This window comes from Paraburkholderia tropica (genome assembly GCF_914484835.1).
GTDB classification, from domain to species: Bacteria; Pseudomonadota; Gammaproteobacteria; order Burkholderiales; family Burkholderiaceae; genus Paraburkholderia; species Paraburkholderia tropica_A.
Window position 1 is genome coordinate 1 of sequence record NZ_CAJZAR010000062.1, and the last position, 13,252, is coordinate 13,252.

Sequence of the window (13,252 nt, forward strand, 5' to 3'; positions counted from 1 at the left end):
TTTCTACTGCAAATCAACAGTCGCGCTACCCCGCGACGTGTCGACCGTCTGCCCGGCGATGGCAACCGAGCCATTGCTCGCGATCTTGCCGCCGACGCTGGAGACGCCACCTGTCGCCCCCGTTGCGCTCACGTCGAGCTTGCCCGTCCCGGCGTGCTGGATCGCGCCGCTGTCGTTATCGACCGACGCGCCCTTGATCGAGAGATCCGTCGCATTCGAGGCGATGTTGCCGCCCGCGCTGTTATCGAGCTTGCCGCCCGCCGAGAGCGTCTGCGCGCCGCTGCCCGACTGCGCAATCGTTCCGCTACGGTTGACGAGGTCGCCCGTCGTCGCGACGCTGACGCTCGTTCCGTCGATATCGCCCTTCGTGTTGTCGATGGACGCGCCCGAAACGTTGACGGTCCCGCCCGAAAGCGTCCCGAGGACGTTGCTCAGCGCGCCGGTCGCGCTCGCGCTCAGTAAGCCGCCCGCCGTCACGCTGCCGCTATTGCCGAAGCCCCAAGCGCGAATGACAGCGTCGTGCAGCGCCGAGAACTGCCCGACATTGGTGAAGGTATTCGCGCTCGCCGAGACGTTCCCGTTGCCGCCGATCACGCCACCCGCGCCATTGACGAGCGCGCTGCCGATGACGAGGTTCAGGCCGTCCGCATTCAGCGAGAGGATATGCCCGCCGGTATTGTCGAGCGAGCCCGCGTTGATCGACTGTGCGCCCGCAGCCTGCGCGACGCCGCCCGTGTTATTCGCCGCGCCCGCGACGTTCGTGCTGAGCGCACCGCCCGAGATAATCTGTCCGGCCCGGTTCGAGAGCGCCGCCGCGTCGAGGGTCTGAGAGCCGCCCGAGGAGAGCGTCGCGTGATCCGTCGTCACGGCGCCGCTCGCGCGCGTGGCGAGGGCCTGACCTGCCTTGACGTTCGCGCCCGCGAGGTTCGCGTCGCCCGCGTTCGCCGCGAGCGTCATGTTCCCCGTCGCCGACGTCTCGCTGCCCGCGAGGTTCAGGCTCGCGCCCGCGAGATGCGCGTCGCCGCCTGCGAGGTTCGTTCCGGTCGCGCTGAGCGCGCCCGTCGTGGTGAGGTTCAGCGCGCCGGGTTGCGTGACGACGCCATCGCCATTCACGCCCGCGCCGAGCGTGCCGCTCGAAGCGATCGAGCCCGCGTTCGCCGCGAGCCCGCCTTGCGCGGCCATCGTGCCGCTGTTCGCCAGCGCGCCGCCCGTACTCGCGACAAGCGACTGCTGCGCGTAGGTCGTCCCGCTGTTGCTGATCCCCTGACTCGCGTTGAGGATCACGTTACCGCTCGCCGTCGTCCTGCCCGTGAGCGTCACCACGCCGGCCGCCGAGAGCGTGAAGTCGCCCACCTGCGCGGCGATCACGCCCGCGTTCGAGACCCCAACCCCAAACTCGTTTGACGAAAGCAGGATCTTCCCGGCATACATCCCACCCAACTGACTCACGTCGATCGAGACCGGCGACGGCGCGCCATTGCCCGCAATCGGCGTGGCCACGAGCGTGTCGTGATTGATGTTGTTGGCGCCCGCGACGACGTTGAGGTTCTTCGCGTAGATCGCCGCATTCGCCTGCACGGCGCGCGCGAGCAAATCGACCTGATCGACGTTCGACGCATTGAAGCCCGCGCCGCTGACCGTGATATTGCCGCCCGTGACCGTATAGCCGGTCAGCGCGCCGTTCGCATCGAGATTCGGCACGCCCGTCGTGAGGACGACCCGGGGCGCGTTGATGAAGCCGCCGCCGTTAATCGAAATCCCCTGCGGGTTCGCCAACACAAACGTCGCGGCTTTGCCCGCAATCTCGGCGGGACCGTTCAACTGCGAAGGATTCGCGCTGTTGACCTGATTGACGATGATCCGCGCCGACTGGCCCGCCGCGTAGTTGGGATTCCCGTTGACGTAGCCCGCGAGCTGCGTATTGACGATGGTCGGCGAGTTGTTGATCACCGCGCCGTTCTTCTGCACATCGAACTGACTGTACGAGTTCATCGACACGCCCGCCGCGCTCGGCCTGTTCACGTTCACCTGCGGCAAACCGTTCGCCGTCTGCTGGACCTTCGGCGCGTTCGCCCCGCCCGGGACGATCTGTGCGTACGCGCTACCCGAGCCGACCGGAATGCCGACCAGCAGAACGGCAGCGACGGTTGCGACGACTATGCGCTCGCCCGCACCGCATTTACGGCTCGCGCTCGCGGTCTCTTCAACGGGGATTAACATGCCGCGCGCGCGGCTAAAGACCAGCCTGTATCTGTTATTCACGGTGCAGGACTCGCTAACGATTCATTACGCGATCCTGACAGTCAGGTTTTCTCAAAACACGTCAAGAATCATTAAACAGAGCGTGCGCGCAGCTTTTTAGGATTTCGCTTAAAGAATTAACTTGAATGTGATGCGCGGGGCATCGCGCGCGTGGCGCATCGACAACACGCAAGACCGGGACAGTCACCAGTCACACCCATCCCCCGACTAGAGTCGAACGACCCCTCTCATGGCGATATGCGCATCGGGATGCCGGCCTCGGAGGACTGGCCATGCGTCCTGCTGTGCGGCATGCGGCGACACCGAGACCATCCGTATCGTCGAAAGGACCGGGCGGCGAACGCCCGCGTACTGATAGGTGTACTGCACGACATATTTGTTCATCGAGTCTCCCACATCCATCGGGTCGCGCCACAAGGCGGGCGCGTCCGTAACGATGACTCGCGAACTATCTCAAAACAAGTCAACCAATGTTCAACACCACACAGGCGCTCACCATGCCGACGCCGAAAATCCCGTGATCCACGCGCGCTTTTCCTTCGCATCCGTCGAGAAAGCGTGGAAAGAATCCGCGTTCTCGACAATCGCGCGCCGATGCCGCCCAGCGAGAAACACGCGTTTCAATGCGACGAAACAAACACCGCATCATCAAACGCTTCAGGAATCGCAAAACTCTCACGCATGCGCCTCGTTTCCGCCGCTGGCGTCAAACCAAAAAGACGCTTGAATTCGCGGCTAAACTGCGACGCGCTCGTATACCCCACCGCGTGACACGCAGCCTCCGCAGTCAGATCCTGACGCACCATCAGCAGACGCGCCTGATGCAGTCGCGTCGACTTCACGTACTGCATCGGCGACACCTGCGTGATGGTCTTGAAGTGACTGTGAAAGCTCGGCACGCTCATGCCCGCCGCCTCGGCCAGCTGCGTGACGTCGAGCGCCTGCGCATAACCGGCGTGAATCAGCCGCAGCGATTTGCCGATGCGCCCGAACTGCCCGCGCATCGCCAGCGCCTCGCGCATCGAACTGCCCTGCGCGCCCGTGAGCACGCGGAAATACAGTTCGCGCAGCAGACTCGGGCCGAGCACGGCGGCTTCGAGCGGACGATGCATCGCTTCGAGAAAACGCAACACGGATGCCTGCATCGCGTCGTCCATCGGCGTCGACATCATGCTTTGCGGTGCCTGCACCGGTTCCGCCGGACCTTCGCGGTCGATCTGCATCGCCAGTTCGGCGGCCAGCGTGAAATCGAGGTGCAGATAAAGCGCAAGCAGCGGGCGCGCCTCGCTCGCGTCGGTTTCCATATTGAACGGCACCGGCACGGAAACGGCCAGGTAATGACGCTCATCGTAGAGATAGAGTTGATCGCCGAAATAGCCGCGCTTGCGGCCCTGGCAGACGATCACGATGCCCGGATCGTAGAGCACCGGCGTGCGCGCGAGCGGCCGGTTCGAGCGCAGCACGCGCACGCTCGGCAGCGCGGTGAGGTTGTAGCCTTCGTCGGGCGCGAGCGCGTGCAGCAACGCGATCATGCGGTCCTGGCTGTTCGCGGCGGCCTGGCGGGAAGAAGAAGCACGTTTCGCATTCATAGTTTCAGGCAAGAAAATTACCGGATTCTGGCTTAATCAGTCCGATTCATAAGACTAGTATGCACGTTCCAGTCACGAATCGGGAGAACCGGAAATGGCAAGCAGCAAAACTCTGCTCATCACGGGCGTCAGCAGCGGATTTGGGCGCGCGCTCGCGCAGGAGGCGCTCGCGGCGGGTCATCGCGTCGTCGGCACGGTGCGTAGCGAGCAGGCCCAGCGCGATTTCGAGGCGCTGCACGCGCTGGCCGTGGCGCGCGTGCTCGACGTCACCGACTTCGACGCGATCGACGCTGCAATCGCCGACATCGAAGCGAGCGTCGGCCCCATCGACGTGCTCGTGAACAACGCGGGATACGGCCACGAGGGCGTGATGGAAGAATCGCCGCTCGCGGAATTGCGCAAACAGTTCGACGTGAACGTATTCGGCGCAGTCGCGATGATGAAGGCCGTGCTGCCGTTCATGCGCGCGCGGCGGCGCGGCCACATCCTGAACATCACCTCGATGGGCGGGTACATCACCATGCCTGGCATCAGCTATTACTGCGGCAGCAAATTCGCTTTAGAAGGCATTTCCGAAACGCTGGGCAAGGAGGTCGCGCCGCTCGGCATCGCGGTCACGGCCGTTGCGCCGGGTTCGTTCCGCACCGACTGGGCGGGCCGCTCGATGATGCGCACGCCGCGTTCGATCGCCGACTACGACGCGATCTTCGATCCGATCCGCCAGGCGCGCGAGGAAAAGAGCGGCAAGCAACTCGGCGATCCGCGCAAGGCAGCGCGTGCGATGCTCGCCGCGATCGAAGCCGAGACGCCGCCCGCGCATCTGTTGCTCGGCAGCGATGCGCTCGGCCTCGTGCGCGGCAAACTCGCGGCGCTGGAGCAGGAGATCGGCGCGTGGGAAAGCGTGACGATCTCGACGGACGGTTGAGCGGACGATCGATCCAACGATCAAGCGCGCGCGGTTTATCCCTGCATTTCGTGGGCGTCGCGCGCTTCGTCCTCCGCGCCGTCGTCCCACGCGGGAAAGGGATCGCTGTACGCGATCCACGCCTGCGGCCCCTCGGCCATTTCGGCGTCGCTGAGCAGGCAGGCGTCGAGCCGCGCGCGCAAGCCTGCTTCGTCCATCTCCATGCCGATCAGCACGAGTTCCTGACGCGCGTCGCCGACATGCGCGTCCCAGTTGCCTTCGATGAATTCGAGCGATTCCGCATCGGTCGGCCAGCGATGCTTCGGCACCGCGGCCCACCACAAACCGGCCATGCCGTGACGGCACACCGCGCCCGCCTGCGACCACGACGCCGCGTGCGTCGGCCGGCTCGCGAGCCAGAAGAAGCCCTTCGAGCGCACCACGCCCGGCCACTCGGAATTGATCAGCGCCCAGAAACGCTGCGGATGCAGCGGCCGTCGCGCACGCCATACGAAGCTCGCGATGCCGTATGCCTCGGTCTCCGGCGTGTGCTCGCCGCGCAATTCCGCGAGCCAGCCCGGCGCTTTCGACGCTTCCTCGAAATCGAACAGACGCGTATCGAGCACGCGATCGAGCGGCACGCGGCCGAATTCCGCGACCTCGATGCGCGCGCGCGGATTGAGCCGCTGCAGGATCGCCATGAGCCGTTCGAGCGCCGCGTCGTCGATCAGATCGACCTTGTTGAGCACGATCGCATCGCAGAACTCGATCTGTTCGATCAGCAGATCGACGACCGTGCGCGTGTCCTCGTCGCCGAGCGATTCGCCGCGCACCTGCAGGCTGTCCTGCGAGCCGTAATCGCGCAGGAAATTGAACGCATCGACCACCGTGACCATCGTGTCCAGACGCGCGACGTCCGAAAGACTCTGGCCGCTTTCGTCCGCGAACGTGAAGGTTTCGGCCACCGGCAGCGGCTCCGAAATCCCCGTCGATTCGATCACGAGCTGATCGAAACGCCCTTCGCGCGCGAGCCGGTTCACTTCGAGCAGCAGGTCCTCGCGCAGCGTGCAGCAGATGCAGCCATTGCTCATCTCGACGAGCTTTTCGTCGGTGCGCGAGAGTTCCGCGCCGCCGTTGCGCACGAGCGCCGCGTCGATGTTCACCTCGCTCATGTCGTTGACGATGACCGCGACGCGCCGCCCTTCGCGGTTGTTCAGGATGTGGTTGAGCAGCGTGGTCTTGCCCGCGCCCAGAAAACCGGACAGCACGGTAACCGGCAAGCGTGAATCCATCGGATGACTCCTTCGACGAGTGTGGGGAAACGGGGTGTCCGCCTTAATGAGTGTTATGTTATAACATCGCAGACAAAACCGGCAACGAAGGAAACAGGTCAACGGGCGGCCCGCGTGGCTTACAATTCCGTTTCGTCATGCCCGGAAGCTGGTGCAAATCCAGCGCGGTCGCGCCACTGTGATCGGCCTTCGCGCCGAAAGTCAGACCTGGGCATCGGCACTCATCAACCGTACTTTCGGGGCGCGAAACCCCTGGAGAAATCAGCATGACTGCACCGGCCGTCTCGCGGCGCGCGCTCGCTCGCCGCTCGTCCCTCGTCTCAAGCGTCCATTCGCTCGCGTGTTGCACGTGTCGCGCGGTATCGCGCGTCGGCATCGGCATCGCCTAGATCCGCCGGGCCCAGCGCCTCCGCTTTCTGTTTGTTTTTCGCTTTCGCGTCGATCGCTTCGACGCGGGCCTGCGTGCGCGCTCGCGCCTTACACGCATCGCATAACAACACCGCACCGAACAAGAATGGACGTATCCACACCGCTTTCCAGCGCGCGGCGCTTCGCCGTGCGCGGCGCCTTCGCCTGCTCCTGCCTCGCCCACGCCGCGCACGCTTTCGCGGACGGCGACACCGCTTCGTCCCCCGACGCCAGCGCACCATCATCGTCAAACGCCACGCTGCCCGCCGTGCGCGTGAACGCCGCGTCCGCCACGAAAGCCGCCTCCGGCAAACCCGATCTCGCGACACCGCTCACCACCGGCAGCCGCCTCGGCCTCTCCAGCCTCGACACGCCCGCGAGCGTCGAAGCCATCGGCAGCTCGCAACTCACCGAACGCGGCGACAACAACGTGACCCAGGCCGTCACGCGCGCCGCCGGTTTCGCCACCGACGCCGCGCCCGGCAACGGCGGCACCTCGCTCTCCGTGCGCGGCTTCAGCGGCCCCGAATCGATCACCACGCTCTACGACGGCCTGCGCATGTACGCGGGCGCGGGCACCGTGTCGTTCCCGTTCGACACGTGGTCGGCGGAACGCATCGAAGTGCTGCGCGGCCCGGCCACCGTGCTCTACGGCGAAGGCGGCATCGGCGGCGTCATCAACGTCGTGCCGAAAGCGCCGCAACGCGACTACGCCACGACGATCCAGCTCGGCGTGGGCAGCTACGGCGAAAAGCGCGTGGCGCTCGACACGACCGGCGCGCTCGGCCCGATGCTGTCCTACCGCTTCTATCTCGCCGACGACCGCAACAACGGCTGGCTGCCGCGCGGCGAATCGCACACGACCGCGCTCGGCGGCGCGCTGCGTCTAGACGTGAATCCGCGTCTCTCGTTCACGCTCGATTACGACTACGGGCGTCAACTGCCCGCGCGCTATTTCGGCGTGCCGGTAACGAACGGCCAGCTCGATCCCGCGCTCGAACGCCAGAACTACAACGTCGGCAATGCGTCGATTGCGTACTACGACCAGTGGACGCGCCTGAACACGCAATGGCGCGCCGCGCCCGGCATCACCGTGCGCAACCAGCTCTACTATCTGCTCACGAACCGCCACTGGCGCGACAGCGAAAGCTACACGCTGATGGGCGACGGCAACGTGCTGCGCAGCGACTACCTCGAAATCCTGCATCACGAACGGCAGATCGGCGATACGCTCGACGCGACCTTCGACGGCCGCGTGCTCGGTCGTCAGGACCGACTCGTCGTCGGCGCGGATTTCAACGCGATTTCGTTTCTCGACACCAGCAACTCGCCCTATGACGGCTCGTCGATCGTGCCTCAAACCGGCTTCGATCCCGGTGTATTTTCGAGCCCCGATCCGACCGTGCCGCAATTTCGCACCAGCACGCGCCAGGCGTCCGTATACGCGGAAAACCGCCTCGAATTGACCGATCGCCTCGCGTGGGTCGCGGGCCTGCGCTACGACCACATCGACTATCACCGCGATACTTTTGCCACGGTCAGCGGTCCCGCGTCGTCGTTCGATCGCACCTTCGCGCACACGGGCTGGCGCACCGGCCTCGTGTTCTCGCTCACGCCGGACCTCTCGTTCTACGCGCAATACACCACGGGCGCCGAGGGCGTGGGCACGCTCGTCACGCTCTCGCAGTCGAGCAGTAACTTCACGCTCGCGAACGGCGAGCAGTGGGAAGCGGGCGTCAAGCAGCAACTGTGGGGCGGCCGCGCGTCGTGGACGCTCGCGTTCTATCAGATCGTCAAGCGCGATCTGCTGAGCACCGATCCGTCGAATCCCGATCTCACGCAGCAAGTGGGCAAGCAGTCGTCGCGCGGCGTGGAATGGACGGGCGCGCTGCAACTGGGCGGCGGCTGGTCGATCGACGCGAACGCCTCGTTTCTGCGCGCGCGTTACGACGACTTCAACGAAAGCGTGAACGGCCGGAGCGTGTCGCGCGCGGGCAATGTGCCGTACAACATTCCCCAGCAGACCGCGAACGTGTGGCTCGACTGGGCGTTCGCGCCGGGTTGGCGCGCGGGCGCGGGCGTGCATTACGTGGGCCGCCGTTACGGCGATACGGCGAACACCGTGTCGATTCCGAGCTACACGCTGATCGACGCATCGGCCTCGTGGCGCGCCACGCGCAATCTCACGCTCGCGCTCTATCTGCGCAATCTCACGAACCGCACCTACGCCGTGACGACGCAGAACGACGGCGGCGAATGGCTGCTCGGCGCGCCGCGCTCGGGCTGGGTCACGGCCACGATGCGTTTCTGATTCATTTCATCAGGATGCCGAATCATGACGTCATTGCAAATCGACGGACTCGACTGGTCGCCGCACGATGAACGTGGCGAACGCAGCGCGCGTGCGCTGTTGCGCGCCATCGACATCGACGTGAAGCCGGGCGAATTCGTCGGACTGATCGGGCCGAACGGCAGCGGCAAGACCAGTCTGCTGCGCTGCGCGTTCCGTTACGCGAAGCCGCAACGCGGCGCGATCACGCTCGACGGCGACGACGTCTGGGCGCACAACGCGCGCTGGAGCGCGCAGCGCATCGCAGTGCTTTTGCAGGATGCGCCCGACGATTTCGGCCTGAGCGTCGCGGAAGTGGTGGCGATGGGACGCACGCCGCATCAGCACGCGCTCGCGGGCGAAACCGCGGACGACCGCGCGCGCGTCGAACGCGCCCTGCTCGACGTGGGCCTCGCCGACGCGCGCGAACGCCCCTTCGCGACGCTCTCGGGCGGCGAGCGCCAACGCGCGCTGCTCGCGCGCGCGCTCGTGCAGGCGCCGCGCGTGCTGATGCTCGACGAACCGACCAATCATCTCGATCCGCGCCATCAGATCGACCTGCTCGCGCTCGTGAAGCGCCAGCGCATCACGACGCTCGCGACGATCCACGACCTCAATCTCGCCGCCGCGTTCTGCGACCGCCTGTTCGTGATCGACGCGGGCGAGATCGTCGCGCGCGGCACGCCGGAACACGTGCTGACCGAAGCGCTGCTCAAGCGCGTGTACGGCGTCGATGCGATCGTCGATCGTCATCCGGTCACGGGCGGTCCGCGCGTGACGCTCATTACCCCTCATTCGGAGTCGAACGCATGAAGATGAATCGATGGCGCGCCGCCTGCATGGCGCTGCTGCTCGCGTGCGCAAGCGCCGCCGCGCACGCGGACCATTATCCCGTCACGGTGCGCAGCTGCAATCGCAATGTCACGTTCACGCACGCGCCCGAGCGCGCCGTGAGCAACGACGTCAACCTCACGGAGATGATGCTCGCGCTCGGCCTGCGCACGCGCATGGCGGGCTATACGGGCATCAGCGGCTGGAAGACGGCGGACCCCGCGTTGCAGGCCGCGCTGCTCGGTCTGCCCGAACTCGCGCGGCGCTATCCGTCGCTCGAAACACTCGCCGCCGCGCACGCCGATCTTTACGTCGCGGGCTGGAATTACGGCATGCGCGTGGGCGGGCCGATCACGCCGCAGACGCTCGCGCGCTTCAATATCGCCACGTATGAACTCACCGAATCGTGCTCGCACGTGATGCCGCGCCCGGCCGCATCGCTCGACGATGTGTATAACGACCTGCGCAATCTCGGCGCGATTTTCGATGTCGATGCACGCGCGCAAACGCTGATCGCGTCGATGCAATCGAGTGTCGCCGAGGTGAGCCGCGCGCTGAACACCAGGCCGCACACGCCGCCGCGCGTCTTCGTCTACGACAGCGGCGAGGACAAGCCTTTCACGGCGGGCGCGCTCGCGATGCCCACGGCGCTGATCCGCGTCGCCGGAGGCCGCAACGTGATGGACGACGTCGCGCAAAGCTGGACCCAGGTGAGCTGGGAAAGCGTGGTCGCGCGCGATCCGCAGGTGATCGTCATCGTCGATTACGGTGCGGTGACGGCCGCGCAGAAGGAAGCGTTTCTGCTCGGGCTGCCCGCGCTCGCGAACGTCGCGGCGATTCGCGAAAAGCGCTTTATCGTGGTGCCCTACGATGCGGCGACGCCGGGCGTGCGCAACGCGAAGGCCGTCGAGACGCTTGCTCATGGTTTGCATCCCGAAGCATTTTCCTCGCATGCCGACGCGGCACAACGAGGCACACCATGAATACGCGTCGCTCGCGCATGAGCGCGCCGTCCCTCACGTTGCCGCGCGCGCTGCCGTTCACGTCGATCGTGTTGCTCGCGTGCGCGCTCGCGGTTTCGGTCGTGCTGGCCGTGGGATTCGGACCCGCGCGCATCGCGCCCGGCGACGTCATGCGCGCGATCGCAGCGCACCTCGCGGGCGGCGCGCATATCAACACGATGATCGACGCCATCGTCTGGCAAATCCGCTTGCCGCGCGTGCTGCTGGGCGCGCTGGTCGGCGCTGCGCTCGCGCTGGCCGGCGCGGTCCTGCAAGCCGCCACGTCGAACCGTCTCGCCGATCCGCATCTGCTCGGCGTGAGCGCGGGCGCGAGCGTCGGCGCGGTGGCGGCGACGCTCTGGCTCGGCGCGGCATGGGGCGCGCTGACCTTGCCCGCGTGTGCGTTCGTCGGCGCGCTCGCGGCCACGTCGCTCGTGATCGGCTGCGGCACGCGCGGCGCGCGGCTCGATGCGCAGCGTCTCCTGCTCGCAGGCGTCGCGATTTCCTTCGTGCTGATGGCGCTCGCGAATCTGCTGCTCTATGTGGGCGATCAGCGCGCGGCGGCCTCGGTGCTGTTCTGGACGCTCGGCGGACTCGGCCTCGCGCGCTGGAATCTGCTCGCGCTGCCCGCCGCGTTCGTCGCCTGCGGACTGCTGCTGTTGATCGCGCGCCGCCGCGAACTCAATGCGCTGATGAGCGGCGACGTGGTGGCCGCCACGCTCGGCCTGAACGTCGCGCGCGTGCGCCGCGAACTGTTCGTCGTCTGTTCGTTGCTGACGGCGGGCATGGTGGCCGTGAGCGGCGCGATTGGCTTTGTCGGGCTGGTGGCGCCGCATATCGCGCGACGGTTCGTCGGCGCCGATCATGCGCGCGTGCTGCCCGCCTCGGCGCTCGTGGGCGCGTTGCTGCTGGTGTGGGCCGACGTGGCCGCGCGCACGTTGATCGCGCCCGACGATCTGCCGATCGGCGTGGTGACGGGTTTGTTCGGCGGGGTGTTTTTTGTGCTGCTGATTGGGCGCGGAAAGTGAAACGCATCGCCAATTCGACCTGGCGATGCGTCTTGAACTCACACTTTATTTAGCGCCGATCTCGCGTTCCGCGAGATTCAATTCCCGCTCGCGCTCGCTCGAATTTTTCGCAATCGGCGGCCCCGAGAAGCGATTGCGCACGCCGCCCACATACCAGATCGCGAGCAGCACGAGCAGCAGGGAAACAATCAGATAGAGCACTTTCTCGTTCGGCGGCTGAATGCCGACATACGCGAGAATCAGCGCGCCGCCCACCGCCGCAATCGCAAACGGCTTCGACAATTTGCCCAGTTGAAACGGCCCTTTCTCGGTCCACGTGCGGCCTTCGGCGAAAATGCCGGCGGCAATCGGCATCGCATACGAGACGAACAGAAACACCGCGCTGCCCGCGCTGAGCACCGTGAAGGCGTCGCCATACAGCGTCGCGGCAATCGCGAGCACGGCCGACGTCCAGATCGCCGCGCCCGGCGTGCGATGCGCGGGATTCACCTTGCGCAGCCACTTCGATCCCGGCAATCCGCCGTCACGTGCGAACGCGAACATCATGCGCGAGGTCGACGTTACCGCAGCGAGCCCGCACGCGTAATTGATGAAGAACATCAGCAGTTCGATCGTGATGCGCAACGGCGTCGGAATCGGCGCGAGGATCGCCTGGAAAAAGCCCGTGCCCTGTTTGACCGCCGCGCCGAGACTCGGCATGACGAGCACGAACGCGCAGACCATCACGTAGCCGAACGTCGTCGACCAGAACACCGAGCCGACGATCCCGCGCGGCACGTTGCGCGCCGCCTGGTGCGTTTCCTCCGACGTATGCGCGGACGCATCGAAACCCGTGATCGTATAGGCGGTCAGCAGCAGGCCCGAGAGGAAGGCCATCGCGATCGTCTGCTTCGGCCACGCGCTGCCGTCGGTGCCCGTGAAATTCGTGAACGTGTAGAGGCGCGAGAGATCCACTTTCACCGGCGAATACGCGAGCAGCGACACCACGAGCACGACTGTCACGACGAAAATCAGGTAGCCGGACAGATCGGTGATCTTGCTCGTGATACGAATGCCGCGATGATTCAGAAACGCCTGCGAGGCCGTAATCAGCGTGAGGAAAATCGTCTGATCCCACCAGCCGAGCGAGTCGGGATTCACGCCGAACATCGGCGCAATCAGCGTGCGGAAAAACGGATCGTACGTGCCGTAATTGATCGCGGCGACCACGAACACGAGGCCCAGCAGATTCAGCCACGCGGTGAGCCAGCCCCACGTCTTGCCGCCGAGTATCGATCCCCAGTGATAAAGCCCGCCCGCCGTCGGATACGACGAGGCGATCTGCGCCATCGCCGCCGCCACGACGAGCGCGAACAGCGAGCCGAGCGGCCAGCCCAGTCCGATCGACGCGCCGCCCGCTGCCGAGAATCCCATCTGGAACGACGTAATGCCGCCAGACAGAATGCAGATCAGCGAGAACGACACCGCGAAGTTGGAGAACGCGCCCATGCGGCGCGAGAGTTCCTGCGCGTAGCCCATCTTGTGCAACAGCGAGACATCATGATCGGCGGATTCGGCCGCCGGTTCGATTGCATTCGCGTCCATATGACGATCCTTCGAGCGAGGTGG

At 65.7% G+C, this 13,252-nt stretch carries 9 protein-coding genes and 1 riboswitch; of the genes, 5 read left to right on the forward strand and 4 right to left on the reverse strand.

Annotation, left to right across the window (positions count from 1 at the left end):
- Positions 1–3: 3 nt before the first annotated feature.
- Entirely contained in the window at positions 4–2,262 is a 2,259-nt protein-coding gene (locus tag LDO54_RS21005; protein ID WP_224012594.1) for a two-partner secretion domain-containing protein, read from the reverse strand.
- A 620-nt stretch (positions 2,263–2,882) separates the two neighbouring features.
- Complete coding sequence (locus LDO54_RS21010; protein ID WP_405044978.1) at positions 2,883–3,794, reverse strand: AraC family transcriptional regulator; 912 nt, start codon at positions 3,792–3,794, stop codon at positions 2,883–2,885.
- 151 nt (positions 3,795–3,945) lie between these two features.
- On the opposite strand from LDO54_RS21010, the gene LDO54_RS21015 reads away from it, so the two are divergent.
- Positions 3,946–4,776, forward strand: coding sequence for an oxidoreductase (locus LDO54_RS21015; RefSeq protein ID WP_224012596.1), 831 nt, complete (start codon positions 3,946–3,948; stop codon positions 4,774–4,776).
- Positions 4,777–4,811: 35 nt separating this feature from the next.
- Here the strand turns inward: LDO54_RS21015 and zigA are convergent, their stop codons facing one another.
- Complete coding sequence (zigA, locus tag LDO54_RS21020) at positions 4,812–6,047, reverse strand: zinc metallochaperone GTPase ZigA (protein ID WP_224012597.1); 1,236 nt, start codon at positions 6,045–6,047, stop codon at positions 4,812–4,814.
- Between the two features lie 116 nt (positions 6,048–6,163).
- A riboswitch (adenosylcobalamin (AdoCbl) riboswitch) is annotated at positions 6,164–6,312 on the forward strand.
- Positions 6,313–6,561: 249 nt separating this feature from the next.
- Here zigA and LDO54_RS21025 point away from each other — a divergent pair.
- From LDO54_RS21025 to LDO54_RS21040, 4 genes are read left to right on the forward strand one after another with little or no spacing between them, the layout of a single operon-like run.
- On the forward strand, positions 6,562–8,766 hold the full coding sequence (locus LDO54_RS21025; protein WP_224012598.1) for a TonB-dependent receptor: 2,205 nt from the start codon (positions 6,562–6,564) through the stop codon (positions 8,764–8,766).
- A gap of 24 nt (positions 8,767–8,790) precedes the next feature.
- Entirely contained in the window at positions 8,791–9,597 is an 807-nt protein-coding gene (locus LDO54_RS21030) for an ABC transporter ATP-binding protein (protein ID WP_224012599.1), read from the forward strand.
- On the forward strand, positions 9,594–10,598 hold the full coding sequence (locus LDO54_RS21035; protein WP_224012600.1) for an ABC transporter substrate-binding protein: 1,005 nt from the start codon (positions 9,594–9,596) through the stop codon (positions 10,596–10,598). Before LDO54_RS21030 ends, LDO54_RS21035 begins: the two co-directional genes overlap by 4 nt.
- Before the next feature lie 17 nt (positions 10,599–10,615).
- Positions 10,616–11,644: a FecCD family ABC transporter permease gene (locus tag LDO54_RS21040; RefSeq protein ID WP_224012988.1), complete on the forward strand. Its 1,029-nt coding sequence runs from the start codon at positions 10,616–10,618 to the stop codon at positions 11,642–11,644.
- A 45-nt stretch (positions 11,645–11,689) separates the two neighbouring features.
- Here LDO54_RS21040 and LDO54_RS21045 read toward each other — a convergent pair whose 3' ends face one another.
- On the reverse strand, positions 11,690–13,228 hold the full coding sequence (locus LDO54_RS21045; RefSeq protein ID WP_224012601.1) for an amino acid permease: 1,539 nt from the start codon (positions 13,226–13,228) through the stop codon (positions 11,690–11,692).
- Between the last annotated feature and the right edge of the window lie 24 nt (positions 13,229–13,252).

Bases quoted from the DNA above. Each gene is read 5' to 3' on its own strand.
- LDO54_RS21010 (WP_405044978.1), bottom strand. From the start codon at position 3,794: ATGATCGCGTTGCTGCACGCGCTCGCGCCCGACGAAGGCTACAACCTC.
- LDO54_RS21015 (WP_224012596.1), top strand. From the start codon at position 3,946: ATGGCAAGCAGCAAAACTCTGCTCATCACGGGCGTCAGCAGCGGATTT.
- zigA (WP_224012597.1), bottom strand. From the start codon at position 6,047: ATGGATTCACGCTTGCCGGTTACCGTGCTGTCCGGTTTTCTGGGCGCG.
- LDO54_RS21025 (WP_224012598.1), top strand. From the start codon at position 6,562: ATGGACGTATCCACACCGCTTTCCAGCGCGCGGCGCTTCGCCGTGCGC.
- LDO54_RS21030 (WP_224012599.1), top strand. From the start codon at position 8,791: ATGACGTCATTGCAAATCGACGGACTCGACTGGTCGCCGCACGATGAA.
- LDO54_RS21035 (WP_224012600.1), top strand. From the start codon at position 9,594: ATGAAGATGAATCGATGGCGCGCCGCCTGCATGGCGCTGCTGCTCGCG.
- LDO54_RS21040 (WP_224012988.1), top strand. From the start codon at position 10,616: ATGAGCGCGCCGTCCCTCACGTTGCCGCGCGCGCTGCCGTTCACGTCG.
- LDO54_RS21045 (WP_224012601.1), bottom strand. From the start codon at position 13,228: ATGGACGCGAATGCAATCGAACCGGCGGCCGAATCCGCCGATCATGAT.